At 46.7% G+C, this 22,421-nt stretch carries 24 protein-coding genes and 1 riboswitch; of the genes, 21 read left to right on the top strand and 3 right to left on the bottom strand.

From position 1 onward, the window contains the following. Positions 1–160 precede the first annotated feature (160 nt). A riboswitch (glycine riboswitch) is annotated at positions 161–248 on the top strand. 169 nt (positions 249–417) lie between these two features. From gcvT to CGZ90_RS07890, 4 genes are all read left to right on the top strand, one after another. After that, positions 418–1,515 (top strand): glycine cleavage system aminomethyltransferase GcvT, encoded by a 1,098-nt coding sequence (gene gcvT, locus CGZ90_RS07905; protein ID WP_094251850.1) that lies wholly within the window; start codon positions 418–420, stop codon positions 1,513–1,515. Positions 1,516–1,531: 16 nt separating this feature from the next. Then, positions 1,532–2,896, top strand: coding sequence for an aminomethyl-transferring glycine dehydrogenase subunit GcvPA (gcvPA, locus tag CGZ90_RS07900; RefSeq protein WP_094251849.1), 1,365 nt, complete (start codon positions 1,532–1,534; stop codon positions 2,894–2,896). Beyond that, the gene (gene gcvPB / locus CGZ90_RS07895) at positions 2,872–4,332 is read left to right on the top strand and encodes an aminomethyl-transferring glycine dehydrogenase subunit GcvPB (protein ID WP_094251848.1); all 1,461 of its coding nucleotides are present in this window, start codon (positions 2,872–2,874) and stop codon (positions 4,330–4,332) included. The genes gcvPA and gcvPB overlap by 25 nt, the downstream gene beginning before the upstream one ends. Positions 4,333–4,427: 95 nt before the next feature. After that, entirely contained in the window at positions 4,428–4,670 is a 243-nt protein-coding gene (locus CGZ90_RS07890; protein ID WP_094251847.1) for a hypothetical protein, read from the top strand. Positions 4,671–4,703: 33 nt separating this feature from the next. Here CGZ90_RS07890 and CGZ90_RS07885 read toward each other — a convergent pair whose 3' ends face one another. Beyond that, positions 4,704–5,081: a rhodanese-like domain-containing protein gene (locus CGZ90_RS07885; protein WP_094251846.1), complete on the bottom strand. Its 378-nt coding sequence runs from the start codon at positions 5,079–5,081 to the stop codon at positions 4,704–4,706. A 146-nt stretch (positions 5,082–5,227) separates the two neighbouring features. Between CGZ90_RS07885 and CGZ90_RS07880 the strand changes: the two genes are divergently transcribed. The 5 genes from CGZ90_RS07880 to CGZ90_RS07860 all read left to right on the top strand — a co-directional run bounded on the left by CGZ90_RS07880 (position 5,228) and on the right by CGZ90_RS07860 (position 11,918). Next, complete coding sequence (locus CGZ90_RS07880) at positions 5,228–6,064, top strand: lipoate--protein ligase family protein (protein WP_094252441.1); 837 nt, start codon at positions 5,228–5,230, stop codon at positions 6,062–6,064. 325 nt (positions 6,065–6,389) lie between these two features. Continuing rightward, on the top strand, positions 6,390–8,951 hold the full coding sequence (locus CGZ90_RS07875) for a vitamin B12-dependent ribonucleotide reductase (RefSeq protein ID WP_094251845.1): 2,562 nt from the start codon (positions 6,390–6,392) through the stop codon (positions 8,949–8,951). A 135-nt stretch (positions 8,952–9,086) separates the two neighbouring features. Next, positions 9,087–10,100, top strand: coding sequence for a spore photoproduct lyase (splB, locus tag CGZ90_RS07870; protein WP_094252440.1), 1,014 nt, complete (start codon positions 9,087–9,089; stop codon positions 10,098–10,100). Positions 10,101–10,199: 99 nt separating this feature from the next. Further along, a complete protein-coding gene (gene mntR, locus CGZ90_RS07865) occupies positions 10,200–10,613 on the top strand; it encodes a transcriptional regulator MntR (RefSeq protein WP_094252439.1) in 414 nt (137 codons plus the stop codon). 366 nt (positions 10,614–10,979) lie between these two features. Beyond that, a complete protein-coding gene (locus tag CGZ90_RS07860; protein ID WP_094251844.1) occupies positions 10,980–11,918 on the top strand; it encodes a patatin-like phospholipase family protein in 939 nt (312 codons plus the stop codon). On the opposite strand, the gene CGZ90_RS07855 is transcribed toward CGZ90_RS07860, so the two are convergent. After that, complete coding sequence (locus tag CGZ90_RS07855; protein WP_094251843.1) at positions 11,915–12,289, bottom strand: SA1362 family protein; 375 nt, start codon at positions 12,287–12,289, stop codon at positions 11,915–11,917. The genes CGZ90_RS07860 and CGZ90_RS07855 overlap by 4 nt on opposite strands. Positions 12,290–12,307: 18 nt before the next feature. Further along, positions 12,308–13,243 (bottom strand): DUF1385 domain-containing protein, encoded by a 936-nt coding sequence (locus CGZ90_RS07850; RefSeq protein ID WP_094251842.1) that lies wholly within the window; start codon positions 13,241–13,243, stop codon positions 12,308–12,310. Positions 13,244–13,483: 240 nt separating this feature from the next. On the opposite strand from CGZ90_RS07850, the gene CGZ90_RS07845 reads away from it, so the two are divergent. The 12 genes from CGZ90_RS07845 (at position 13,484) to CGZ90_RS07790 (ending at position 21,486) form a co-directional block, all read left to right on the top strand. Then, complete coding sequence (locus CGZ90_RS07845; protein ID WP_094251841.1) at positions 13,484–14,005, top strand: YqhR family membrane protein; 522 nt, start codon at positions 13,484–13,486, stop codon at positions 14,003–14,005. Between the two features lie 74 nt (positions 14,006–14,079). Continuing rightward, the gene (gene aroQ, locus CGZ90_RS07840; RefSeq protein ID WP_094251840.1) at positions 14,080–14,541 is read left to right on the top strand and encodes a type II 3-dehydroquinate dehydratase; all 462 of its coding nucleotides are present in this window, start codon (positions 14,080–14,082) and stop codon (positions 14,539–14,541) included. After that, entirely contained in the window at positions 14,528–15,601 is a 1,074-nt protein-coding gene (locus CGZ90_RS07835) for a M24 family metallopeptidase (protein WP_094251839.1), read from the top strand. The genes aroQ and CGZ90_RS07835 overlap by 14 nt, the downstream gene beginning before the upstream one ends. Positions 15,602–15,627: 26 nt before the next feature. Further along, the gene (gene efp / locus CGZ90_RS07830) at positions 15,628–16,185 is read left to right on the top strand and encodes an elongation factor P (protein WP_094251838.1); all 558 of its coding nucleotides are present in this window, start codon (positions 15,628–15,630) and stop codon (positions 16,183–16,185) included. A 176-nt stretch (positions 16,186–16,361) separates the two neighbouring features. Continuing rightward, positions 16,362–17,288, top strand: a complete 927-nt coding sequence (gene spoIIIAA, locus CGZ90_RS07825) for a stage III sporulation protein AA (RefSeq protein WP_094251837.1) — start codon at positions 16,362–16,364, stop codon at positions 17,286–17,288. Beyond that, the gene (gene spoIIIAB, locus CGZ90_RS07820; RefSeq protein WP_094251836.1) at positions 17,285–17,797 is read left to right on the top strand and encodes a stage III sporulation protein SpoIIIAB; all 513 of its coding nucleotides are present in this window, start codon (positions 17,285–17,287) and stop codon (positions 17,795–17,797) included. Before spoIIIAA ends, spoIIIAB begins: the two co-directional genes overlap by 4 nt. Positions 17,798–17,813: 16 nt before the next feature. Beyond that, positions 17,814–18,020 carry a stage III sporulation protein AC gene (gene spoIIIAC, locus CGZ90_RS07815; RefSeq protein ID WP_094251835.1) on the top strand — a complete coding sequence of 69 codons (207 nt, stop codon included), beginning with the start codon at positions 17,814–17,816 and terminating at the stop codon, positions 18,018–18,020. Positions 18,021–18,032: 12 nt separating this feature from the next. Beyond that, the gene (gene spoIIIAD, locus CGZ90_RS07810) at positions 18,033–18,419 is read left to right on the top strand and encodes a stage III sporulation protein AD (protein ID WP_094251834.1); all 387 of its coding nucleotides are present in this window, start codon (positions 18,033–18,035) and stop codon (positions 18,417–18,419) included. 22 nt (positions 18,420–18,441) lie between these two features. Continuing rightward, positions 18,442–19,668, top strand: coding sequence for a stage III sporulation protein AE (gene spoIIIAE, locus CGZ90_RS07805; RefSeq protein WP_094251833.1), 1,227 nt, complete (start codon positions 18,442–18,444; stop codon positions 19,666–19,668). Positions 19,669–19,681: 13 nt separating this feature from the next. Further along, entirely contained in the window at positions 19,682–20,305 is a 624-nt protein-coding gene (gene spoIIIAF, locus CGZ90_RS07800; RefSeq protein WP_094251832.1) for a stage III sporulation protein AF, read from the top strand. Beyond that, complete coding sequence (gene spoIIIAG, locus CGZ90_RS07795; protein ID WP_094251831.1) at positions 20,254–20,952, top strand: stage III sporulation protein AG; 699 nt, start codon at positions 20,254–20,256, stop codon at positions 20,950–20,952. The genes spoIIIAF and spoIIIAG overlap by 52 nt, the downstream gene beginning before the upstream one ends. Positions 20,953–20,955: 3 nt before the next feature. Further along, complete coding sequence (locus CGZ90_RS07790; protein WP_094251830.1) at positions 20,956–21,486, top strand: SpoIIIAH-like family protein; 531 nt, start codon at positions 20,956–20,958, stop codon at positions 21,484–21,486. Positions 21,487–22,421: the final 935 nt, after the last annotated feature.

The raw sequence follows: 22,421 nt of genomic DNA, 5'->3' as shown, positions 1-22,421 counted from the left end.
GGAATTCCTTTCCTTATATGATAAGAGGTAATCTGCGTCAGCAATGCACAAACAAAGCCACAAAAGGCATTGCCTTATAAAAGATAAAAATGATAGGATAATAATGTACCAACCAAATTAATTCTAGTATGGACGTTCTGGAATAATTACATACCCGCGAATGAAAGCAGGAGGAGAGATCGCCGGACGGCGACGCCGAAGGAGCAAGCGGAAGTGAAACTCTCAGGCAAAAAGACTCTTGTTTGACGCATCTCTGGAGAGCGCTCTATTTTATGAGCCACCAACGAAGAAACTCGTATTTTGAGAAACTTACCGGTTGCAGGACAGAGGATACCCCGATTAACGGGATTCCTCTGTCCTTTTTTACGTCCGAAATGGTTAGAAAATTTGCGCTAGCTTGAAAGGGAGGAATATTCAATGACGGTATTACAGCGGACTTCGCTCTTTGACCTATACAAGTCGTATGGCGGAAAAGTGATCGATTTCGGAGGATGGGAGCTGCCTGTGCAGTTTTCAAGCATTAAAGAAGAACACGAAGCAGTAAGAACACGTGCTGGTTTATTTGACGTTTCCCACATGGGAGAGTTTGAAGTGAAAGGGCCGGAAGCTTTGTCTTTCTTGCAGCTCACGATGACAAACGATGTTTCTAAACTATCAGATGGACAAGCTCAATACACGGCAATGTGCTATGAAGACGGCGGGACAGTCGATGATCTACTGATTTATCGCCGTGCCGAGAACGATTACTTGCTCGTTGTAAACGCTTCTAACATTGAAAAGGATTTTGACTGGCTGAAATCTCATGTAACAGAAGGCGTGGAATTGATTAACATCTCCGATCATATCGGCCAGCTGGCGCTTCAGGGACCGCTGTCAGAAAAGGTGCTGCAAAAGCTGACAGATACAGACCTTTCAAAGATCGGATTCTTCCGTTTTGAAGAAAATGTAGACTTGAACGGGCTGAGTGCTCTTGTATCCCGTACAGGCTACACAGGCGAAGACGGCTTTGAGATCTATCTTGACGAAAAGGATGCGCCTGAACTGTGGGCAAAAATTCTCGAAGCAGGAGAGCCTGAAGGAATCCTTCCATGCGGCCTCGGGGCACGTGATACACTCCGTTTTGAAGCCCGTCTTGCTCTTTACGGACAGGAGCTTACAAAAGATATAACGCCGATTGAAGCCGGAATCGGTTTTGTTGTCAAAACAGATAAAGAAACTCCGTTTATCGGACAGGAAGTTCTTGCCCGCCAGAAAGCAGAAGGCGCGCCGCGTAAGCTTGTCGGCATCGAGATGATCGATAAGGGCATTCCGCGCAGTCATTACGAAGTGCTGAAAAACGGTGAGAAAATCGGGGAAGTTACGACAGGAACACAGTCTCCTACATTGAAAAAGAATCTGGGCCTTGCGCTCATAGAGACTGAATATGCCGAGCTTGGCACTGAGGTAGAAGTTCAGATCCGCCAGAAAACATTAAAAGCGGTCGTCGTAAAGGCGCCGTTTTATAAAAAAGGCTAACGGAGGGGAAAACATCATGACATTTCGTTATCTTCCAATGACAGATCAAGATAAGAAAGCGATGCTTGAAGCCATCGGTATTGAAACGACGGAGGAGCTTTTTCAGGATATTCCTGAGAAAGTAAGGTTCAGAGGAAGACTTCAGATTGAAGAGGCACTGTCTGAGCCGGAACTTTTGAAAGAAATGGGAAGGCTTGCTGCAAAAAACGTTAACACGAAGGAATATTCGTCATTTCTAGGCGCAGGAGTATATGACCACTATACGTCGTCAGTCGTTAACCATATGCTGCTCCGTTCAGAATTCTATACGGCCTATACGCCTTATCAGCCGGAAATCTCGCAAGGAGAACTTCAGGCAATCTTTGAATTTCAAAGCATGATCTGCGAGCTTACCGGAATGGATGTAGCGAACTCTTCCATGTATGATGGAGGAACTTCATTGGCTGAAGCGGCATTGCTGTCAGCAGCCCAGACGAAACGCAAAAAAATAATCGTTTCGAAATCCGTTCATCCGGAATCTCGTGATGTACTGAAAACGTACGCGTACGGTCAGAACTTTGAGGTGGTAGAAGTGGATACCGAAAACGGTCTTACCTCTCTATCTGCATTGAAAGAAGCTGTAGACGGAGAAACAGCATGTGTGCTCGTTCAATATCCTAACTTTTTTGGACAGATCGAGCCGCTGAAAGAGATCGAGAGTATCACACATGATGCTAAGGCGATGTTTGTCGTTTCCTCGAATCCTCTAGCACTTGGGGCGCTTACTCCGCCGGGCAAATTTGGTGCGGATATCGTTGTCGGCGATGCGCAGCCGTTCGGCATCGCGCAAGGATTCGGCGGACCGCACTGCGGATATTTTGCTGTATCATCAAAGCTTATGAGAAAAGTACCTGGCAGATTAGTCGGACAGACAGTCGATGAGAACGGCAAACGCGGATTCGTTCTCACACTGCAGGCTCGCGAGCAGCACATCCGCCGTGACAAGGCAACGAGCAACATCTGCTCTAACCAGGCATTAAACGCACTTGCTGCTTCGATCGCGATGACTACTCTTGGCAAACAAGGTGTAAAAGAAGTAGCGATGCAAAACATTCAAAAGGCGCACTATGCGAAAAAAGTATTGCAGGAAAAAGGTTTGAAAACAGCATTTGACGGCCCATTCTTCAATGAGTTTGTGGTGGAGCTTGCCGTGCCGGTAAAAGATGCAAAGCAAAAGCTGCTTGAAGAAGGCATCATCGGAGGTTATGACCTCGGTCTTTCTTATCCTGAACTTTCCGGTCATATGCTGATTGCCGTAACCGAAATGAGAACAAAAGCAGAGATCGACAGGCTAGCAAATGTATTGGAGGGACTTTCATGCGCACAGAACATCAGCCGTTAATTTTTGAACTATCCACAGAAGGCCGAGTCGGATACAGCATCCCGTCACTTGATGTGCCGGAAATTCCGGTCGAGACGCTATTGCCGTCAGAATACCTCCGTCAAGAAGCGGCGGAACTGCCTGAAGTGTCAGAGCTGCAGATCGTCCGTCACTATACAGCCCTGTCAAACCGAAACCACGGTGTAGATTCAGGCTTCTACCCTTTAGGTTCTTGCACGATGAAATACAATCCGAAGATCAATGAAGATGTAGCACGTTTTCCTGGTTTCTCTTCCATCCACCCGCTGCAGGATGAAGAAACTGTGCAAGGCGCGATGGAGATGATGTACCGCTTGCAGACGTCTCTTGCTGAGATCACAGGGATGGACGAAGTGACGCTTCAGCCGGCAGCAGGGGCACACGGTGAATGGACAGGTCTTATGATGATCCGCGCATACCATGAAGCAAACGGTGATTTTAACCGGACGAAAGTGATCGTTCCCGATTCTGCACATGGAACGAACCCAGCATCCGCTACAGTCGCAGGTTTTGATTCGATCACGGTAAAATCAGATGAGCGCGGCCTCGTAGACCTTGAGGACTTAAAGCGCGTCGTCGGACCAGACACGGCAGCTCTTATGCTCACGAATCCTAACACGCTTGGGCTTTTTGAAGAAAACATTCTCGAGATGGCCGCGATCATTCACGAAGCCGGCGGAAAGCTCTATTATGACGGAGCGAACGCCAACGCGATCCTTGGATTCGCACGACCTGGCGACATGGGCTTCGATGTGGTCCATCTTAACCTGCATAAAACTTTCACAGGACCGCACGGCGGCGGCGGGCCAGGTTCCGGCCCTGTCGGGGTCAAGAAGGATCTGATCCCATTTTTGCCGAAACCTGTCCTGATTAAAGAAGACGATGTATACCGCTTTGAATATAACCGTCCTCAATCCATCGGACGAGTCAAGCCTTATTATGGAAACTTCGGGATCAATGTCCGCGCGTTCACTTACATCATGACGATGGGACCGGATGGACTTCACCAGGTTTCTGAAAACGCGGTACTGAACGCGAACTATATCATGCGCAAGCTCGAGCCTTATTTTGAGCTGCCGTACAAACAGCATTGCAAGCACGAGTTCGTTCTTTCTGGCAGCCGTCAGAAAAAACTCGGCGTGCGCACGCTCGATATGGCGAAGCGTCTGCTTGATTTTGGCTATCATCCGCCAACGATTTACTTCCCGCTCAGCGTAGAAGAGGCGATCATGATCGAGCCAACAGAAACAGAATCAAAAGAAACATTGGATGAGTTTATCGAAAAGATGATCCAGATCGCGAAAGAAGCTGAAGAAACACCTGAAATCGTGCAGGAAGCACCTCATACGACAGTCGTTAAACGGTTGGATGAAGCGACCGCTGCACGAAAGCCGATCCTCCGTTACCAAAAAGCATAAGTTTTCAGCTCCCTATATAAAGGGAGCTGTTTTATTAGTGATAGATTCATAATTTGGCAAAGATAGAATACTCCTTTTATAAAGGAGGGAAATTAATGCTGTTTGAATATATGGATGCAACGGAAAAAGACCATTACTGCAGGCTGGAAAGATTGCTTTATGCTGGAAAAGCGAAAGACGATCACGTATTGACGGATGTGAGGGACAAGCTGCTGATGACCGTAAAAGAGAGAGTCATTCATAATTTGTCATGGATGAAAGTGAAGGAAGAGATAGACGAAGCAGCGAAGAGGGAGAGTTTGCTGACAGAGTGGGAAAATAAAGAGAATAGAGAATAAAACAAAAAAGAAGGCTTTATCAGCCTTCTTTTTTTAAGCTTTCTTGACTTTACCTGTCCACTTTTTAAATCCGCCTTGCAGATGATGCAGACCGCTGTACTTTTTCTTGCGCAGGAACTGGGCCGCGCGTACACTGCGGAATCCGCTTTCGCAGTAGAGATAGACAGGCTGGTCGCTGCGAACCTCGCCGATGCGCTGGCGCAGCTGAGAAAGCGGGATATTTCTTGCTCCAAGGATATGACCGTTCTTAAACTCATCGGGTTCGCGCACATCGATCAGCTGAGCTTTTCTGTATCCAGCTTTAAACTCTTCTTCGTTCAGCGTCTTTAAATACTTTTTCTGTGACAAGGCCTTAAAAGTGACAAACGCTACTAAAGCGGCGGCGATTGCCGCCAAAATAATCCATTCCATGCATTCTGCTCCTTTAAACAAATCTATCTTTCATTATAGCGGGACAGCCGGCACTTTTCAAAAGAAAAGTTCAGCTGCAGTTTCCTTTGACACTTGCTCTCTCTTTGTTAAACTAGGGAGGATTGCAAAGCATGGGGGAGAACAGAATGGAAAAAGAAAAATGGCTGTTTGTCGACTCTGGGAATTGTGACCCGGCATTTAACATGGCGATGGATGAAGCGCTCTTAAACTGGCACAGCGAGGGAAAGATTCCGCCCGTTATCAGATTTTACGGCTGGAACCCGGCAACACTCTCCATCGGTTATTTTCAAAAAGTAGAAAAGGAAATTGATATGGATGCTGTGAAAAAGCATCAGCTCGGATTTGTCCGCCGGCCGACCGGAGGCAGAGGTGTGCTTCATGATCAGGAGCTGACCTACAGTGTTATTGTTTCAGAAGAACACCCAGATATGCCTGCTTCTGTTACAGAAGCGTACCGTGTCATCTCAGAGGGCATCAAAGATGGATTCAATTTTCTTGGGCTGGAAACATACTTTGCCATTCCTCGGACAGAAGAAGAAAAAGAAGGGCTTAAAAATCCTCGTTCAGCGGTTTGTTTCGATGCGCCTTCATGGTACGAGCTTGTCGTAGAAGGGCGTAAAGTAGCAGGAAGCGCCCAGACAAGGCAGAAGGGCGTGATCCTGCAGCATGGATCGATTCTGCTTGAGATCGATGAGGACAAGCTGTTTGATGTGTTCAAGTATCCGAGTGACCGTGTACGCGAAAGGATGCAGCAGAACTTCCGCAAAAAAGCGGTAGCCGTGAATGCCCTCCGAAAAGAGCCGGTAACGATAGATGAAGCGAAGACAGCGTTCAAGGCAGGGTTTGAGAAAGGGCTCAACATCGAACTCGTGCCGTACGAGCTATCACCTGAACAGTTAGGTGAAGTTAATAAACTTGCCGAAAATCGGTACCGTAATGACGAATGGACATTTAAACGATAAGACCTGGACCTATTAGGTTCTGGTTTTTTCTTTTTCTGAATCACCAGAAAAAGAGTCAAGTACAAAATATTTTTTTGGTAAAAAGAAGGAGAATTTGTGAAATAGCGAGATTATTGACCTGAGGACACATCCAATTTTTACAAACTCTAAATTCAGCCGAATGGCAGAATAAACGTGTCTTTTATTCTCATTTCCTTTGTTTTTCAATCGTTTTGTGCGGTTTTCATTTTTGACAATTTTTTTTCTTTGACAAGGCGTTTACCTATATATAGTATAAGGGTAGATAATTTGCATACTAGATATAGGAATATAGAGGAGGAAACGTATGGATTTACTAGTAAAGGAAAAGAAGGGGATTTGCGTGGAATCTCTGAACAAGGATATCGAACTGTTTCCGCAGGTGCATCCTGTCACTTCAGATATGAAGACAACGCATAAAGGTGTATCCAAGCTCGTCATGCTCGATCGCTACAGCTTTAAGGATACAGAAAAAAAGACATTGAAGGATGGAGATTTTGTTGTCCTGACGGTCAAAGAAGATCCGAAGTTTCCAGCACGAGGCCTTGGCTATATCCAAAGCATCAACTGGGATGATAAAACAGCGGTCGTTTTAGTAGAGGATGAGTTCAAGGGAGTGCTGGACAAGCCGGAAGAAGCGGAGTCAGGATTGATCACCCGGTCGCTGGATGTGATGGACAAGCCGCTCGAAGTGTATTACGAGCAGATCGCCAAACGTAATGCGACTGGCCTCGCATCAGTAGAAACGACACCGGAAAAGCAGCAAGAGTCGTTCGAGAAGTTTTATAAAGAGCTTTCCGAGATGAACTTTGTTCCAGCCGGGCGTGTACTGTACGGTGCAGGCGCACAGACAGATGTAACGTACTTTAACTGTTATGTGATGCCGTATGTGAAGGATTCGCGCGAAGGCATATCTGACCACCGCAAGCAAGTGATGGAAATCATGAGCCGCGGCGGCGGGGTGGGGACGAACGGTTCGACGCTAAGGCCGAAAAATGCACTTGCACGAGGCGTGAACGGAAAATCATCCGGGTCGGTTTCCTGGCTCGATGATATCGCGAAGCTGACGCACCTGGTTGAGCAGGGCGGAAGCCGCAGAGGCGCGCAAATGATCATGCTGGCGGATTGGCACCCTGACATCATTGATTTCATTATTTCTAAAATGCAGAATCCAAGAATCCTCCGGTATCTGATCGAGAATACCGAAGATGAAAAGATCAAACAGGTGGCAAAGGACAAGCTGAAGTTCACTCCGCTTACACCGACAGAGCGCGCTCTCTACGAGGGCATCCTGCGCTATAAGGATTTCCCGGGAATGGGCGGCTTCGACAATGATGTCGTGAAAGAAGCGGAAAGAATGCTGAGAGACGGTGGAACGTACACCGTGCACAACTCGGAGTTTCTGACTGGAGCTAATATTTCTGTCACGATTACAAAAGAGTTCATGGAAGCTGTCGAACAAGACGGCGACTACCATTTACGTTTTCCGAGCGTGGAAACATACACACCGGAAGAGATGGAAGCTTATAACAGTGAGTGGCATGAAGTCGGCGATGTTCGCGAGTGGGAAGAAAAAGGGTACGGCATCCGTGTCTATAAACGCATCAAGGCACGCGAGCTGTGGAACTTGATCAACATCTGCGCCACTTATTCCGCTGAACCGGGAATCTTCTTTATCGACAACGCAAACGACATGACAAACGCTAAAGCTTATGGACAGAAAGTTGTTGCGACAAATCCATGCGGTGAACAGCCTCTTGCACCATATAGTGTGTGCAACCTTGCTGCTGTAAACCTTGGAAACATGGCAGACAAAGAGAACAAGACCGTTGATTTTGAAAAGCTGAAACAGACCGTTGAGACTGGCGTACGCATGCAGGATAACGTAATCGATGCGACACCGTATTTCCTTGAACCAAACCGTGTGCAGGCACTAGGTGAACGCCGCGTCGGACTTGGCGTGATGGGGCTTCACGATCTGCTTATCTATTGTGAGACCGTGTACGGATCAGAGGAAGGCAATCAGCTTGTTGACGAAATCTTCGAGACAATTGCCGTGACGGCATACCGGACGTCAATCGAGCTAGCTAAAGAAAAAGGAAGCTTTCCTTTCCTTGTAGGTGCAGATGAGAATGAAACGATGAAGCTTCGCAGCCGGTTCACAGAGACAGGGTACATGAAAAAGATGCCGGATGATGTGCTTGAAGGCATTAAGGAATACGGTATCCGCAACTCTCACTTACTGACTGTCGCACCTACTGGATCTACAGGGACGATGGTCGGAGTCTCCACTGGACTAGAACCTTATTTCTCTTTCTCTTACTTCCGCAGCGGCCGACTCGGAAAATTTATCGAGGTGAAAGCCGATATCGTCAAAGAATATTTGGACCGCACACCAGAAGCAAAAGAAGACGAACTGCCGGACTGGTTCGTTTCTGCGATGGAGCTTTCGCCTGAGGCGCATGCAGACACACAATGCGTCATCCAGCGCTGGGTGGACAGTTCGATTTCGAAAACCGTAAACGCGCCTAAAGGCTATAACGTCGATCAAGTGCAAAAGGTGTACGAGCGATTGTATAGAGGAGGCGCAAAAGGCGGAACAGTCTATGTTGATGGAAGCCGCGACGCACAGGTGCTCACGCTTAAAGCTGAAGAAACATTCGAGCAGACGGAGATCGATCTTGGCATTGAGGAAGCGAAGCAAAAGATCGTGCTCGTTGATACGATCACTGACCTTCGATCCACAGATGTGACAGTCGGCAACGAAGTCGGCAACACATGCCCGGTCTGCCGCAAAGGCAAGATCAAAGAGATCGGCGGATGCAACACCTGTACGAACTGCAACACGCAGTTGAAATGCGGACTTTAAATTTCATATTAATACCTTAGCAGGAAAGGAGCGGACCGCCGCACCTTTCCTGTTTCTTTTTATAAAGTTGAGCATACTAACCACATTAAAGAATGTTAGGGAGTGTATGTGTTGGCGAAAGAAAACAAACCATTCATGCCGCAGCTCGTGTACTTTGAACCAAGGGCTTTGGAGTATCCGCTCGGCAAAGAACTTTTTGAAAAGTTCAGCCAAATGGAAGTCGAGATCAGAGAGACTACCTCTCACAATCAAATCAGAGACCTTCCTGGGGACAACGATTTTCAGAAATACCGCACGGCAAAATCAACGCTCGTTGTCGGTATCCGCAAAACCCTGAAGTTTGATTCCTCAAAGCCTTCAGCTGAGTATGCGATCCCGCTCGCAACCGGGTGTATGGGACATTGCCACTACTGCTACTTGCAGACAACGCTCGGCAGCAAACCTTATTTGCGTACATATGTAAATCTTGAAGATATTTTCGGACAGGCTGAAAAATACATGTACGAGCGCGCTCCGGAAATCACTCGCTTTGAAGCATCGTGTACGTCTGATATCGTCGGAATCGACCACCTGACACATTCTCTGAAAAAAGCGGTCGAGTTTTTCGGACAAAGCGAACACGGTCTGCTCCGCTTCACGACGAAATATCACCATGTAGATCATCTTCTGGATGCGGCGCATAACGGACATACCCGTTTCCGGTTCAGCGTGAACTCTCATTATGTGATCAAAAACTTTGAACTTGGCACGAGTCCTCTTGAAAAAAGGATCGAAGCCGCCATCAAGGTTGCGGAGGCTGGGTATCCGCTCGGATTTATCGTGGCTCCGCTATATCTGCATAAAGACTGGGAAGCGGGCTATCGTGAGCTATTTGAGATCCTTGAATCAAGCATACCTAAGCATCTGACAGAGAACATGACGTTTGAGCTCATACAGCACCGTTTTACGAAACCTGCTAAAAAAGTCATCGAAAAAAATTATCCGAAATCGAAGCTTGAGATGAACGAAGAAGAACGCAAATACAAATGGGGACGCTATGGTATCGGAAAATATGTATATCAGGACGACCAGGCGACGAGACTGCGTGAGACGGTTGAAGAGTACATCGAGACCATGTTCCCTAAAGCAAAGGTAGAGTATTTTACGTAAGCAGACAGACAGGCTTTCTTGTCACCCGCGGGTTTCTATAGTAAAATTCAAAATAGACTAAGAAGGCCGGGAGTGAACATTTTGCCGCCAACGCCGAGCATGGAAGATTATATTGAACGCATCTACGCGCTGATTGAAGAAAAGGGATATGCAAGAGTTTCAGACCTTGCGGAAAACCTCGAAGTTCATCCCTCCTCTGTGACGAAAATGATTCAGAAGCTGGATAAAGGGAAATACGTCGTTTATGAAAAATACCGCGGATTTGTACTGACACCTAACGGAAAAAAACTAGGTAAACGCCTCGTTTACCGTCACGAACTGCTTGAAGGATTCTTGAAAGTAATCGGAGTAGATGAAGAAAACATCTATCAAGATGTAGAAGGCATCGAGCATCATCTGAGCTGGAACGCGATCGACCGCGTCGGCGACCTTGTACAGTTCTTTGAGGAAAACCCGGAAGCTGTAAAGGAACTCCGGAACATACAGCAAAAAAACGAACAGGAGCAATCATAGCTATAAGCTATGGTTGTTTTTTTTATGGTGAGCGGCTATAGCCTGCAAATTACTTCATTGGTTTTGTTCTTCCGGTGCTGCTGCAGCTGTGCACCTGCGATTACTCGGTGCAACTCGCAGATAAAATGAAAGTATTGCTCGTCACTCCGCTCCTCAGAACTTCACCGCCTCGAACTTCTTAACTCTAGCCGCTCACCGAAATATGCTGCTATAGCCTGCGAATTCCTTCGTTGGTCTTGTTCTTCCGGTGCTCATACGTTCACCGCCGCGAAATCCCTTGGCTGATAGCTGAGAATAGCTGATGGATTTCCTTTGTCATAAGGACATCCATCCCTGGATTAGGATAGTAGGGGAGGAGATCGGAACATGATAATAGATGGTGTTTTTTCAGGCGGAGGAATAAAAGCACTTGCGCTGATCGGTGCCCTTGAAGCTGCCGAGAAGAGGGGACTTATCTTTGAACGGGTGGCGGGAACGAGCGCAGGTGCGCTTCTTGCGGCTCTAGCAAAAGCCGGGTACCGGGCGGATGAAATGAAGCAGATCGTTGATAGTGCGGATTTCAGACTTTTTCTGGACAGCAAAAAAACGTGGCTGCCAGTTCCGTTCATGAACTGGATCAAACTGTATTGGAAGCTTGGACTTTATAAGGGTGATTATCTGGAGAGGTGGATTGGCGGGCTGCTTGCAGCGAAGGGCATCGTGACGTTCAGTGATTTACCTCCGGGTACACTGAAAATCATCGCTTCAGACATTTCGCGCGGCAGGCTCGTTGTGCTTCCTGATGATCTCGAAGAATACGGCATCCTGCCTGAACGTTTTTCTGTTGCTAGAGCGGTCAGGATGAGCTGCAGTCTTCCCTATTTTTTTTATCCGATTTCGCTTTATAACCGGCTTGGCCAAAAAAGCTATATTGTAGACGGAGGAGTCCTGAGCAACTTTCCAATCTGGCTGTTTCAGCGCAAAGACCGGACCTCGGTCAGGCCAGTCCTTGGATTCCAGCTTAGCTCTAACTTTGACCACATGCCTCAGCATAACATTAAAAACGCGGCAGTTCTTTTTAAAGCGCTGTTCGAGACGATGATGCAGGCGCATGATAACCGTCATATTGATAAGCAGGATGCTCAGAACATCATCTTCATGCCTGTCAAGCAAGTGTCGGTCGTCGATTTTCAGCTGCCGCAGGAGGCTAAGCAGGAACTGTATGATTATGGAGCGGAAAGGGCAGAAGAGTTTTTGAGCCGGTGGGTTGCTGGAGGAAGACCGCCTTATCCGAATTGGGCACAAAGAAACCGGGCAAAAGCTTAAAAGCTTGCCCGGTTTTTCTTTTTATTCTTTTTTCCTTCGATAACTGTCAGGTTATGTTCTTTTTTACGCTTCTTGCTGCTTGATGTTTTAGGTTTGGAACTGAGCAGGGAAGGCTTTTTGGCGGGAGCCGGCTGGCTGCCGTAACGCTTTTTAGACTGCCGCACCGCTTTTTGGTACTTTCCGCTGTCGGGTGAATTCATACCCGGTGAAAAACGTTTAAACAGAAAATATAGGACCGCAATGATTCCAGCGGTTATGAGCAGCGTGGTGAACAGTTCTTGAGGTGAAGATATGAGCTTATACAAGAACCCTACAACGGCCAGTAAAATGATTCCCCAAAGCACAGGATGGATTTTTCGTCGATTCTGCAACAGGTTCACCTCCTATTATTAGACGATCTGACTTTCCTCTTCCTTGTCATAAGCTGCATCCCGTTTTAGCAGTTCTTGAAAAGAAGCAATGGCTACCTCGATTTGCCTGTCCTCGGGTTCTTTAGTGGTAAGAAGCTGAAGCCACAGTCCGGGATAGCCTAGATATTTTAAGAGCGGCAGTTCTCTTGCTTTGTTCGTCAGCTGCAGTACTTCAAATGAAACGCCCAGTACGACCGGGATCAATGCAATTCGGTAAAGCACTCGCTGCCAAAGGGGATCGGACGGAACGAGCAGGTAGATGAACACTCCTACAAGTACAGTGAAAAGAATAAAACTGCTGCCGCATCTGTAGTGGAGGCGTGTCTGTTTTCTGACGTTCTCAACTGTCAGTGCTTCATTTGCTTCAAAAGTGCTTATCACCTTGTGCTCCGCACCGTGGTACTGAAACACCTGCCTGATCGCGGGTGTGAAAGAAACAATATAAATGTACGATAAGAGCAAGATGAATTTGAAAAAACCTTCCAGCAGATTGGTGCCTAGATGGCTGTCAACGGCAAAACGGAACAGCTCAGCCAGGAAAACCGGTACCAATGTGAAGATGAATTTTCCAAAAAGGAACGATAAGACACCGACTACGGCGAGGCTGAGATAAAAGGTGCCCTTAGATGGCTTTTCTTCCACTTTCAGTTCTTCGCCTGGATCCACGCCGTAACGTTCAGCAGAAAAATTCAGATGTTTAGTGCCGTTTGCGCTAGCTTCAATGATGGCAGCAAAGCCCCTGATAAATGGGATCTTTTTTAATCTGCCAAGCAGGCGGTTTGACTGTTTCTTAACTTCGAAGAATTCGAGGCTGCCGTCATTTCGCCTGACGGCTGTCACGGCTGTATGCTTGCCTGCGAACATTACCCCTTCAAGGACCGCTTGACCTCCATATACTTGCTGTTTATTACTCATAGTTACCCCCAGGTGATTGATATAAGAGCATTTTCTGATCGGCCTGATCTCAGCAAGCTCGAAAGGCTCTTTTGCAGTTGTTATATATATTGTACAGCAAACATCCACAATCCTCTAGGAAGCACTATTTAATTGTATTTTTCCCATTTTATACAGATATTACACAGAATATTAGTAGATGAAGTAACAATATGAAAGAAACAGAGTGAATGTGGATATGCTTTTAATGGAGGTGTCGTAATGGACCAAAATAAACTAGAACAAAACAAAAGAGAAGAGCCGGTGTCTTTTGCCGGACGTGTGGCGGGAGTAGGATTTTTCGGAGGGCTTCTCTGGCCTCTGTTGGGTTATATGGCATACTATTTAAATTTTACAAAGGTAGGGCCAGCACTCATACTTGCACCATGGGCGTTTGGAGATTGGAAAAACGGATGGCTCGGACAAGTGATTGGGATCATCGCGATCGCTTTGCTGTCTATAGCTGTAGCTTTTGCTTATCGATACACCCTTGCGAGAATGAAAGGCATGATTCCGGCCATTCTGTTTGGAGCAGCACTATGGGGTCTAGTCTTTTTTATCCTGCGGCCGATGTTTCCGGACCTCGAGCCTGTCAGTAAGCTTGGGATCAATACAATCTCAACAACACTTTGTCTGTATATCCTTTATGGATTGTTCATCGGCTATTCGATTTCCTTTGAATACCAGGAGCGGACAAGCCAGCAGAACGAGAACGCGGCTGAATCTGGCGGGCAAAGTACCTAACTATTCAAACAATATCCGCTGTGATAGAATGTTTCTTGAAACATTCTATTTTTTTTTTGAAAAAGGGGATACATATGCAGACGACGATCGCTGTAATAAACGGTCCCAACCTGAACAGGCTTGGGCTTAGGGAACCGCACATATATGGCAAAGGGACACTTTCTGGCCTGGAAGGCAATCTGAAAAAGATGGAAAGTGAGATGGATGTGAGGCTTTATTTTGGCCAGTCCAATCATGAGGGGGATTTGATCGACTGGATCCATGAAGCCGCTTCCAAAGCCGATGGTATCGTGCTGAACGCAGGAGCCTTCACACATTATAGTTATGCAATACGCGATGCGATTGCAAGTGTGGATATCCCGGTAATCGAAGTACATATTTCAAATGTTTTTGCTAGAGAGTCTTTCAGAGAGAAATCCGTTATCGCTCCTGTTGTGAAGGGCCATATCTCAGGACTCGGTCTAGAAGGCTATGAACTGGCTGTACGTGCTCTTTACGCAATAAAAAACAGGGGGAATGAAGATGAACAGAGTTGAACGGGCAAGGGAACTCTTTCGTGATTACGGGGTTGACGGCCTGCTTGTCACCTCTAAAACAAACCGTTATTATTTAAGCGGGTTTTCAGGAAGTTCTGGCAATCTTGTCATCTCAGAAAAAGAAGCACTGCTTGTCACTGATTTCCGCTATGTCGACCAAGCCAGCGAACAGGCGAAGGACTTTCAAATCGTTGAGCATACTTCGCCGATTACGGAAGAAGCTGCCAAAGCTGCTCACTCTGCGGGGATTAAAAAGCTTGGATTTGAACAAGATGCACTTACGTATGCCTTGCATAAAACGTATGAAAAGGCTTTGGAAGGTACTGAGGTTGAACTTGTGCCAGTAAGCGGGCTGGTCGAAAAATTACGCTTGATAAAGGATACTTCAGAGATTAAGATGATAAAGGACGCCGCGGGAATAGCCGATGCGGCATTTGCCCATATTACACGATTCATCAAGCCAGGAATGAAAGAAATTGAGGTTTCTAATGAGCTTGAATTCTTTATGAGAAAAAGCGGTGCCTCTTCTTCATCATTTGATATTATCGTCGCTTCTGGATGGCGTTCAGCGCTGCCTCATGGTGTCGCCTCAGAGAAGGTGATCGAGACAGGTGAATTCGTGACACTTGATTTTGGGGCATATTATAAAGGGTATGTGTCAGATCTGACGAGAACGGTCGCAATAGGTGATGTATCTGATGAACTGAAGAACATTTATCAGACCGTATTAGATGCTCAGATGAAAGGAATGGCGGGAATTAAACCGGGTATAACGGGCAAGGAAGCAGATGCCCTGACGCGCGATCATATCGCAGCTAAAGGGTACGGCAAGTATTTCGGCCATTCTACCGGACATGGAATCGGTCTTGAAGTGCATGAAGGTCCTGCGCTCTCGGTTAAAAGTGATACTGTCCTTGAGCCGGGCATGATCGTTACTGTCGAGCCTGGAATTTATGTATCAGGACTTGGCGGTGTCCGGATTGAAGACGACGCACTCATCACACAAAACGGCAATGAATCCCTGACACACTCTGATAAGTCATTGATAGTAATAGGGTAATAGAACAGAAACAGGAGGAAATGAACATGATTTCAGTAAACGATTTTAAGACAGGTTTGACAATTGAAGTAGATAACGGTATTTGGCAGGTTCTTGAGTTTCAGCACGTTAAACCAGGAAAAGGCGCTGCGTTCGTACGCTCTAAGCTTCGCAACCTTCGTACAGGCGGCATTCAGGAAAAGACGTTCCGAGGCGGAGAGAAAGTAGCGAAAGCGCACATCGAGAACCGCCGTATGCAGTATTTGTATAATTCCGGGGACACGTATACGTTTATGGACACAGAATCATACGAGCAGATCGAACTCTCTGCAGCACAGATCGAGTATGAGCTAAAGTTCTTGCTTGAAAATATGAACGTACAGATCATGACTTATCAAGGGGAAACGATCGGGGTAGAGCTTCCGAACACAGTTGAACTTGAAGTTACAGAAACAGAGCCAGGCATTAAAGGAGATACATCTTCTGGCGGGTCAAAAACTGCCGTACTTGAAACTGGCCTTTCTGTTCAAGTTCCTTTCTTCATTAACCAGGGAGACAAGCTGGTTATCGATACAAGAAACGGGGATTACGTTTCCCGAGCATAATCTTCAATTTGGCACCTCAAGCAGCATGCTGCTTGAGGTGTTTTTTTGTTAGAACTCCTCCGCAGAGATACAGCCGTATCACCTCCCTTACAGCATTTCAATGAGCCCCAGCTTGTCATATTCCACCGATTACAGCCATAACTTAGAATACAAATCTCTTTTTAGGAGAATCCGTTATGGAAGAAATCAAGGCAGTACTGCCAGATACAGTATTGAATATCCTGAAGCTGGTTCCAGACCACACACAACAATTTATAGAAGAAATCAGGCTGAGAATCGGACAGCCTGCTGAGTTTATTATCGATGGGAAACCGTATTATCCGGACCTTTATCATTCTTTTTCTTCAGAAGAAGGTGTCACACTTTTAAGCAGGATCAGCCGCCATTCTCTCTATGCCCTTGAAGAAGAACTGAAAAGAGGATATATCACAATCAGCGGCGGGCACCGCATTGGTATAGCTGGAAGGGTGATCACAGAAAAAGGTTCAGTTAAAGCGGTCCGCGACATCAGCTCCTACAATATTAGAGTTGCCAGAGAAAAAATCGGGATAGCAGGCGAAATCTCCCGTTTCCTCTATCAAGGAAAGTGGCTGAATACATTGATCATCGGCCCTCCCCAGACAGGAAAAACAACCATACTGAGAGATCTGGCACGAGTGATAAGCGCAGGGTGGCCGAAGCATAGCATCCCTCCTTCAAAAATAGGCATTGTGGACGAGCGGTCTGAAATTGCAGGCTGTGTCAAAGGTGTACCTCAGCATCAATTTGGCAGGAGGGTCGATGTGCTGGATGCATGTCCCAAGGCAGAAGGAATTATGATGCTAATCCGCTCTATGAGCCCAGAGGTTATCATCGCTGACGAGATCGGCAGAAAAGAAGACAGCGAGGCGATCTATGAAGCGGTCAACGCTGGTGTTCAGATGATCTTCTCTGCACATGGCCGGTCGATCCAAGAGGTAATGAGACGGCCTGCGATGCTTCAGCTATCTTCTGAACCTGTATTTCAGCGATATGTTATTTTATCGAGAAATAACGGTCCAGGTACGGTTGAAGGAGTGTATGGACATGACCGGACCCGCCTGGCGATGGGGCTGATGGCATGAGCTGGACGGGTGCATTATTCGTCATTATCGCTACGACTGTTTTTGGGTTTGACCGGGCAGCCAGGATAAGGAACAGGCTGAAACAGCTGAGACACATCAAAGTCTGTCTTCAGTCGCTTGAGGCAGAGATTGTATATGCCTTGATGCCGCTCGATGATGCATTTTATCACTTATCAGGACAGACGGACGGGGCACTTTCGCGTTTTTTTCTCTCACTCTCACAAAAGATGAAGCAAGGCGACAAAAGTGCCGGCGAGATCTGGCAGGAAGAAGTGGAAGCTCTTGCAGACGAATCTGATCTGGAAAAAAAGGAAACAGAGATTCTTCATCAATTTGGCTTGTCGCTCGGCCGTCATGACAGAGATAACCAGCAGCGCCAGATACAGCTGGCTCTTGCGCACTTAGGAAGAGAAGAGCAAGAAGCGAGGGACCTTCAGGAACGGTATGAAAAAATGTACAAGAGCGTTGGTTTTCTGGCAGGAGTACTGATCGTGATTCTTTTACTGTGAAAGGAGGTTTGTTGTGATGGGATTTGAAGTGAATATCGTATTTCAGATAGCGGGGCTGGGAATAGTCGTTGCCATGCTTCATACCGTTCTTAAAATGATTGGGAAGGAAGATTACGCCCATTGGGTTACACTTCTTGGTTTTATTTTCGCTCTTCTCCTTGTCGTGTCGATGCTTGATGATCTTTTTCAAAAGGTTAAGGGCGTCTTCTGGTTTCAGAATTAGGAGGTGGGGCGGTTGGAGATCATCCAAATTGTAGGCTTCGGGTTTATCGCCACATTCCTAGCAATCGTCTTGAAAGAACAAAAAGCCAACTTCGCGTTTATTCTAACCTTGGCGGCAGGCATCATTATATTTATCTTTCTTATCGACCGGATCGGCCAGATTTTATCCATGCTGCAGAAGCTTGCGGACAATGCGGGATTGAATATGGTATACGTCGGAACGATCATGAAGATCATCGGCATTGCTTATATTGCAGAATTTGGTGCGCATATCATCCGGGACGCTGGACAGGCAGCGATTGCCGCTAAAGTAGAACTGGCAGGAAAAGTCCTGATTCTTGTGATGGCTATACCGATCATGACGGTCATTATTGAAACGGTTATTGCTCTCATCCCTTGAGTGATCGATTGCTTAGAGGTGTATGCACGACAGAATAAAAAGGAGGCTGGTTAAAACGGGACAGGCGTCTTTCCGCACATTCATATTATTTGCAGTGCTTTTTAATATTCTCTGCCTATTTAAACCGGCCCCTGTCTCTGCTGAAGGGCAGGCATCTCCGGTCCAGTCGATCGCGGACAGCCAGATTGAGAGTTTAGGGATAGATGAAATAAAAGAGTATTGGGAGAAGGTCGCAAGCGAATACGGGGGCTTTTTGCCTGAAAGCCAAAAGGGAAGCTTCATGGAATTTGTAAAAGGAGAAAAAAATTTCGATTTGAAGCAATGGGCTGGTGGCTTTGTAAGGTATATGTTTCATGAGCTGTTTGTTCACACTAAACTTCTTGGCACACTTATTCTCCTGACTGTTTTCAGCATGCTCCTGCAGACGATGCAGAACGCGTTTAATCAGCCTGCAGTTTCCAAAGCAGCATACGGAGTCATCTACCTTGTGCTCGTGATACTTGCGCTGAATTCCTTTCATGTAGCCATGACCTATGCACAAGAAACAATCGATGAAATGATGGGCTTTATGATCGCCCTTCTCCCTCTTCTTCTGGCACTGATGGCAAGCGTCGGCAGCATCGCTGCTGCAGCTTTCTTCCATCCTGTAATCGTTTTCCTCGTCAGCACGTCAGGGCTGCTCGTGAAAAACTTTGTTCTTCCTCTGCTTTTTCTGTCCGCACTGCTGAGCATCGTGTCCACCATGTCCGAGCATCATAAAGTCTCCCAGCTCGCCTCGCTTCTAAGAAAAGTGGCCGCGGGAACTCTCGCCTTATTTTTCACCGTGTTTCTGACAGTTATGAGTGTTCAAGGAGCGGCAACCGCAGTAACCGACGGTGTTACTATAAAAGCTGCCAAATTCGTGACAGGAAACTTTATTCCGGTAGTGGGACGCATGTTTACCGATGCAGCCGATACGGTCATGAGTGCTTCTGTTCTTCTGAAAAATACGGTCGGGATCGTAGGCATGGCCATGCTCTTGATCATGGCGGCTTTTCCGGCGATCAAAGTACTGGCGTTAGCATTCATTTACAGTCTGGCTGCCGCCATTCTTCAGCCGCTCGGGGGCGGATCAATCATCGAGTGTCTAAGCATTATCGGTAAAAGTGTCCTTTATATTTTTGCTTCGCTCGCAACGGTATGTATCATGTTTTTCCTTGCGGTCACATTGATCGTGGCTGCAGGAAACATTACCTTGATGGTCAGATAGGAGGGCGGTCAAAATGGAGCTGCTCACTGGTTGGGTATCCAACATCATTCTTCTAATCTTGCTGGCCGGAATCATCGAAATGCTACTTCCAGACAGTTCGTTTCAGAAATATATACGGCTTGTGATCGGACTGCTTTTGATACTGGCCATGTTAACGCCGCTTCTGCAGATTATGAAAACAGACATGAATTCTGTGCTTGCTGCGATGAATCTCGCAGATGAAAAAAAAGAAGAAAAAATAAAAAACTCGATCGAGAACAAGAAAACAGAAATACAAGCCTCTCAAGCTGCATATATATTAGAGCAAATGGCTGTCCCATTAAAAAATAAGGTGAAAGAGGAGTTGAAGTCGTCATATGGTCTAACGATTACGAGCCTGCGGCTGCAAGCCAATCCGAAAAAAGATGGCCGTCCGTTCAGTTATGAGGATATCACGGCGGCTAGAGTCGTTTTAGGAAAGGCGGATGGACAGACAGCGATTGAAGGTGTGGAGGAAGTGAACATCACGGTTTCAGGCAGTGCCAAGGATCAAGGGAGCGATGACGGCTTTCTGCCTCAAGAACTCGCATCCTGGCTGGCCGGCCAATGGCAGATGGAAAAAAAGCAAATCATACTCATCGAGGAAGGAGGGGAATAGCGATCAAGCATAAGCCGCACTCTCTCAGCCGTCTGGCAGATTTACTGAAAGGCGGCAAATTAAAAGGAAGCAAGCAAAAATACATGCTGTTGCTGTTTGTTCTCGGAGTTGTCCTTCTTGCTGGGAATAAGATGCTATCCCCTCCAAAGGTTCCATCTCAAACGGCCATGGCAGAAGGTGAAGTGCAGAATTCCCAGCCTGTGTTCAAACAGGCAAAAAAACTGACGCCAAAAAACATACAAGAGTTTGAGAATCGGTATAAAGAAGACCTGAAGGAGATCCTCGAACAAATCCGAGGTGTCGGCAGCGTGAGTGTGATGGTTGAGCTTGACACTTCTGAAACAAGACATTTTATCACGGATGAAGGCATACAAGAGCAGACCACTGTCGAGAAGGATCCTAAAGGCGGCGAGCGTACAATTTCAGACAAGAAAACAGACAGCAAAACCGTCATTATACGAAACGGCAGCAATGAAGAACCGATTATCGTGACAACGGAGAAACCGAGAGTAAGAGGGGTCATCGTTGTCGCGGAAGGAGCCGGCAGCCTGAAAACAAAAGCCGTCATTATAGATGCTGTCACAAAAGTATTTGATATCGGCAGCAACCGTGTCTCGGTCCTGCCCAAAAACGCTAAGGGGGAATAATCCATGTTATTAAAAAAGCAAACTGTATGGCTATTAACGATGCTGAGCCTTATTATCGTCCTGTCTGTCTATTACATTACAGCACCAGGAGGAACGGACAGCACAGCGTTCCTGGATAATGGCAAAAAGGAAGCAGAAAAGAAGAACGCAGCAGTATCAGGAACTGAGGACGCTGATATGTTCACGGCACTTCGTTTACAGCGTGATGAGCACCGTGATGAGATGAGTGAAGAGTACACAGCTGTCGTCGCTTCGCCAACAGCAAGCGCGGAAATTCAGGCGGAAGCGTGGGCAAAGATCTCAGAGCTGCAGTCATTGGGCATGAAGGAAGCGACTCTTGAGACGCTGATTAAAGCGATGGGGTTTGATGATGCACTTGTTAACACGATGGAAAGAGAAGTAAGAGTAATCGTAAAAGCTGATAAAAAGCTATCCAAAAAGCAGGTTGTTTCCATTATGGGCAAGGCGAGGGAACACCTTGGAAAGGACAAGACAGTTGCGGTTGAATTCCAAACAGCAACAGCGAAAAAATAAAGCTGGGATTCTTGATGGATCTGAAAAAGTCATTAAAAATCACAAGTTTGGTGCGGTGATTTCCGCTCCAGGGTGCTGAGCTTTCCGCGGGGCGTGCGGTGAGCCCCTTTGCCGCTACGCGCCCTAAAGGGTCTCACCTTCCCGCTCGTCCCGCAGGACAAGGAAGGGTACGGCAGTGTTATATCGCACGAAGAAAATGTGCAGTTCATTTTCGAGGAGTCTCGCACCCTTCCGCTCCAATCACTACATGTTTTCATCACAAATTATAAAAACCTCAAGAGGGTCATGCCAACTCGTAAATTAGAAGCGGTATGACCGTTTCTACATTATGTAACAACATTCAATTGTTTTCATTCTTTATATGCATGCATCTTAATGAATTGTTAAAAAACAAGGCTTCGCATGAATCACTCATGCGAAGCCTTGTTTTGTGAATATAATGTGTAAGCAGTTTCGGCATGATTGCCTCTAATTAATCTTACGTCGGGTGTTTCCTCGTTCTTTCACTACATACGCCAGTTCATCTTTAATCCATCTATAAGAAAGTTGATTGGAGTGTAAGGTGCCGACTCCTCGAAAATGAAATTCGCATTTTCTTCGTGCGATGTCTTGCTACGTTGCCTTCCTTATCCTGCGGGACAAGCAGGAAGGGGAGACCACTCAATGGCGCATAGCGGCGAGGGGGCTCACCTGTCCAGCATAAACGGCTAGCCCCTCGAGGTCAAAAGGGCAAGTGTCCAATAAGTCAGAGACCGACTTACCGGCCCCTTTCCCTTTTGCTTGTCGGGGCTGAACGAGCCGTTTCTGCTTTTCGCCACGCCCCGCGGAAAGCGTGCGCCTGAAACGGAGATCAACGACTTCTCTGAATTCTGTCAATCTCTTATGTGACAGGGGAGCTTTACATTCTTTATTTAAGCACCGTGATAAGTTGTTGA

This window comes from Fictibacillus aquaticus, from assembly GCF_002245695.1.
GTDB lineage: Bacteria > Bacillota > Bacilli > Bacillales > Fictibacillaceae > Fictibacillus > Fictibacillus aquaticus.
Note: the sequence above shows the minus strand (reverse complement) of the source record. Positions and strands in the feature narration are given on the sequence as shown.

Excerpts from the sequence above, each read along its gene's own strand:
- CGZ90_RS07885 (WP_094251846.1), bottom strand. The coding sequence starts at position 5,081 with ATGGAATGGATTATTTTGGCGGCAATCGCCGCCGCTTTAGTAGCGTTT.
- spoIIIAG (WP_094251831.1), top strand. The coding sequence starts at position 20,254 with ATGGCAGATGGAAAAAAAGCAAATCATACTCATCGAGGAAGGAGGGGA.
- mntR (WP_094252439.1), top strand. The coding sequence starts at position 10,200 with ATGGAAGATTATATTGAACGCATCTACGCGCTGATTGAAGAAAAGGGA.
- aroQ (WP_094251840.1), top strand. The coding sequence starts at position 14,080 with ATGCAGACGACGATCGCTGTAATAAACGGTCCCAACCTGAACAGGCTT.
- spoIIIAC (WP_094251835.1), top strand. The coding sequence starts at position 17,814 with ATGGGATTTGAAGTGAATATCGTATTTCAGATAGCGGGGCTGGGAATA.
- CGZ90_RS07875 (WP_094251845.1), top strand. The coding sequence starts at position 6,390 with ATGGATTTACTAGTAAAGGAAAAGAAGGGGATTTGCGTGGAATCTCTG.
- spoIIIAB (WP_094251836.1), top strand. The coding sequence starts at position 17,285 with ATGAGCTGGACGGGTGCATTATTCGTCATTATCGCTACGACTGTTTTT.
- CGZ90_RS07850 (WP_094251842.1), bottom strand. The coding sequence starts at position 13,243 with ATGAGTAATAAACAGCAAGTATATGGAGGTCAAGCGGTCCTTGAAGGG.
- CGZ90_RS07790 (WP_094251830.1), top strand. The coding sequence starts at position 20,956 with ATGTTATTAAAAAAGCAAACTGTATGGCTATTAACGATGCTGAGCCTT.
- gcvPA (WP_094251849.1), top strand. The coding sequence starts at position 1,532 with ATGACATTTCGTTATCTTCCAATGACAGATCAAGATAAGAAAGCGATG.
- gcvT (WP_094251850.1), top strand. The coding sequence starts at position 418 with ATGACGGTATTACAGCGGACTTCGCTCTTTGACCTATACAAGTCGTAT.
- CGZ90_RS07845 (WP_094251841.1), top strand. The coding sequence starts at position 13,484 with ATGGACCAAAATAAACTAGAACAAAACAAAAGAGAAGAGCCGGTGTCT.
- CGZ90_RS07835 (WP_094251839.1), top strand. The coding sequence starts at position 14,528 with ATGAACAGAGTTGAACGGGCAAGGGAACTCTTTCGTGATTACGGGGTT.
- splB (WP_094252440.1), top strand. The coding sequence starts at position 9,087 with ATGCCGCAGCTCGTGTACTTTGAACCAAGGGCTTTGGAGTATCCGCTC.
- CGZ90_RS07880 (WP_094252441.1), top strand. The coding sequence starts at position 5,228 with ATGGAAAAAGAAAAATGGCTGTTTGTCGACTCTGGGAATTGTGACCCG.
- spoIIIAA (WP_094251837.1), top strand. The coding sequence starts at position 16,362 with ATGGAAGAAATCAAGGCAGTACTGCCAGATACAGTATTGAATATCCTG.
- efp (WP_094251838.1), top strand. The coding sequence starts at position 15,628 with ATGATTTCAGTAAACGATTTTAAGACAGGTTTGACAATTGAAGTAGAT.
- CGZ90_RS07890 (WP_094251847.1), top strand. The coding sequence starts at position 4,428 with ATGCTGTTTGAATATATGGATGCAACGGAAAAAGACCATTACTGCAGG.
- spoIIIAF (WP_094251832.1), top strand. The coding sequence starts at position 19,682 with ATGGAGCTGCTCACTGGTTGGGTATCCAACATCATTCTTCTAATCTTG.
- gcvPB (WP_094251848.1), top strand. The coding sequence starts at position 2,872 with ATGCGCACAGAACATCAGCCGTTAATTTTTGAACTATCCACAGAAGGC.
- CGZ90_RS07860 (WP_094251844.1), top strand. The coding sequence starts at position 10,980 with ATGATAATAGATGGTGTTTTTTCAGGCGGAGGAATAAAAGCACTTGCG.
- spoIIIAE (WP_094251833.1), top strand. The coding sequence starts at position 18,442 with ATGCACGACAGAATAAAAAGGAGGCTGGTTAAAACGGGACAGGCGTCT.